Raw genomic sequence first — 2,448 nt, 5'->3', positions numbered from 1 at the left:
GGGCAACGCCATGCTCTTCGCCGAGGCTGGCGTAGCCGTGTCCGCGGAAGCCGAGCACCTGGCGGACGAGTTGCGCGATGCCGGCCGCACGGCGGTCTTTGTGGGCAGCCGCCAAAGCGTGCAGGGCGTGCTGGCGGTGGCCGATACGCTGCGGCCGGAGGCGGCGACAGCGATCCGGGAGCTCAAGGACCTGGGGATCTCGCGCATCGTGGTGCTCACCGGCGATCACCAGCGGCTGGCGGACGCCATCTGTACCGAGCTGGCCGTGGATGAGGTGCGCGGCGACATGCTGCCTGAGGAGAAGCTGCGCTTCATTGAGGCCCTGGAGCGGGAGGGGCCGGTGGCCATGGTCGGCGACGGCGTGAACGACGCTCCGGCGCTGGCGATTGCGACCGTTGGCGTCGCGATGGGTGGCGCTGGCACCGACGTGGCCCTGGAGACCGCCGATGTGGTGCTGATGGGCGATGACCTGCGCAAGCTCCCATACGCCATCGCGCTCAGCCGGCGCACGCGTCGCACCATTCGCCAGAACCTGGCCTTCGCGCTGACTGTGATCGTGATCCTGGTCGTCGTCACGCTGACGCGCGGCATTCCGCTGCCCCTCGGTGTGGTTGGGCACGAGGGGAGCACGATCATCGTGGTCCTGCTCGGCCTCCGGCTGCTCATCTGGCAGCGCGATTCCCGCCAGCCTGTCACCGCCGCATGACCGAAGCGCAATTCGCTGGCGGGAGTTTCGGGGTGCTGCTGTCGTAATGACAGTGGCGATGTCGGAATGGTGGGAGGGGTGTGGATAAGTGTGGATAAGTAGTGGCTTTTCGCATGGTTGTGCGGCAAGTTAGCCAGGAGAGCGTCAAGATCGAGTTGGTGTTCAATAGTTACGATATCGTGGATGTAACCAACAGGTCACGATCAAAGGACATTAGCACTCTGGTGCGGAACCCGGGTTGGACACGCGGCGAATGCATTTTGGCGATGGATCTCTTTGTAAGAAGCGGTTACGAGCAACTGGGTAAGAACAAGCTGGGAATCATTGAACTCAGCGCTCACCTGCAGGAAATGCAACTGCATGAGCCAAGTGATCGCAGTGAGAAGTTTCGCAATCCCAATGGCGTTGTCATGAAGCTCGCGAACTTCTGCGCCCTTGATGAAAGATGCCATGGAATTGGTCGACCGAATGGGGGCGCAATGGACGAGATCGTATGGGATGAATTTAAGGACAATGAGCAGGGACTGCGCGAAGCTGCGGAGGCAGTTCGTCGCCAGCATCATCTGCCTTTCCTTCCGCCAGCGTAATTGAGGACTTCTGATAGCCCTGAAACCGATGCTTGCGAGCGGTACCGAAAAGGATCCGTGAGATCACGAACTCATCATGCTTCGGATCTTCTCACTGCACTGGTGTAACCCCAACTACCGAGATCTCCTTACGAGGCCACGACAGCCACGCTGCCCGAGAAAAAAGCTCAGCGCTGTCAGGTTAAGAAATGGATAATGTGGTCTGAAATGGATTCGATGAGGAACGTTTCCCGCTGTGCGAACACTGTGCCCTCCACCTTCCTGCGCAGCACACTGAGCAGTGCGACTGATCCCAATCCCGCCTGACCGTCATCTCTCCCCAGGGGTTCGGCTGCTCCTGATGTCATCGACTCCAGAGTCGCGCAGGATTGAAAGGGGGGAGGCCACGGGAGCATTGCAAGTCGTGCCACGTATCGACGAGTAGCTCGTCCACGCAGGCGGCGCCCCGCGTTGGTAAACGCGATGACGTCGACCTTGCGCCTGGATCGTCCAACTGCACGGTGAGGAAAACCGACTCATGAAACAGTCTGTTGACTGGAACACCCTGGCGCGCGATGTCGCTGACGCCACACCACGGCGGCGATTGCTCCGCGTTCTGGGACTGTTCCCGATCGTCGGGGCGCTCAGTACCTGGCAACAGCCAGAGCCGGCTGCCGCCGATGGCTCCGGCGCCATCGTAGGTGGAGGTCATCGCCGCCACAAGCGCCGCCGCCATGATCGTCACCGGCGGAACCCAAAGCGCCGCTGTGCGCGAAAGTGTTCGGGTTGCTGTGATGCCAAGGGCAAATGCCATCGGAATGACGCTACTGCATGCGGTATCAAGGGAAAGCGATGCAAAGCCTGTGGCAGCGGCGAAATTTGCAGCAGTGGGATTTGCCACAATCCCTATGGCTGCACGGCGGCCATGGACTACTGCTTTACGGACCCCCAGAACCCCTCGTTTGTGCCCTGTCCAGAGAACCCCAACGGGGTTTGCATCCTGCTCGCTGAGGGCCCGTTCTGCATCCTCATCGGCGATGTGAATGTTGATCCCAATGTCAGCCAGTGCGCTCCAGAGGGGGACTGCGCCAACTGCCCAGCGGGCTCAGATTGCGTGACACCCCTCGGCGGGATCTGTACCTGTCCTGGCAACAAGGGCTGCGCGGTGCCACCGCC

The 2,448-nt window shown here is 61.2% G+C and carries 3 protein-coding genes; 2 read left to right on the top strand and 1 reads right to left on the bottom strand.

Features of this window, described 5'->3' with window-relative positions; translation table 11 throughout:
- Positions 1-706, top strand: a 706-nt coding sequence (locus tag ACILSL_RS27615) for an HAD-IC family P-type ATPase (RefSeq protein ID WP_395735290.1), incomplete at its 5' end; no start/stop codon positions are given.
- Between the two features lie 101 nt (positions 707-807).
- Positions 808-1,293, top strand: coding sequence for a hypothetical protein (locus ACILSL_RS27610; RefSeq protein ID WP_395735289.1), 486 nt, complete (start codon positions 808-810; stop codon positions 1,291-1,293).
- A gap of 343 nt (positions 1,294-1,636) precedes the next feature.
- On the opposite strand, the gene ACILSL_RS27605 is transcribed toward ACILSL_RS27610, so the two are convergent.
- The gene (locus tag ACILSL_RS27605) at positions 1,637-2,173 is read right to left on the bottom strand and encodes a hypothetical protein (RefSeq protein WP_395735288.1); all 537 of its coding nucleotides are present in this window, start codon (positions 2,171-2,173) and stop codon (positions 1,637-1,639) included.
- Positions 2,174-2,448 lie beyond the last annotated feature (275 nt).

It is taken from the genome of Prosthecobacter sp., from assembly GCF_044222345.1.
Taxonomy (GTDB): domain Bacteria; phylum Verrucomicrobiota; class Verrucomicrobiia; order Verrucomicrobiales; family Verrucomicrobiaceae; genus Prosthecobacter.
The sequence above is the reverse complement of the archived record's forward strand: the minus strand, read 5'-3'. Positions and strand labels throughout refer to the sequence as shown.